Annotated in this window: 1 pseudogene; it reads right to left on the reverse strand. The window is 60.9% G+C overall.

The annotated features are described in order from the left end of the window. Positions 1-266: pseudogene (locus tag ACRHNM_RS16945) on the reverse strand (M23 family metallopeptidase); the annotation flags it as partial.

The raw sequence follows: 266 nt of genomic DNA on the forward strand, positions 1-266 counted from the left end.
GGCCACAAACCTTCCATGCCGGAAATTCGGGTTTGCTGGGATAGCCCGGTTTGGCCAGACGAGGGAGTCGGCCGGGAATTCCGCGAAGCACCCGTCGGCCAGGCCCGGGAGAATTTCCACAGGCAGAGTAGCAAAATCCCCAGCACCACATACTTAAAATACAGGCTCGCCCCCAGCGGCCACTGCCCCCAGAGGTAGACGAAGGTGAGCAGCAACAGGTAAAACGCCGTGTTGCCCAGCAGGGCCAGACGGGATTTCGGGCGGAT

Origin of the sequence: Psychroserpens mesophilus, from assembly GCF_050617655.1 — a bacterium.
In the GTDB taxonomy this organism is placed as follows: Bacteria; Bacteroidota; Bacteroidia; order Flavobacteriales; family Flavobacteriaceae; genus Psychroserpens; species Psychroserpens mesophilus_A.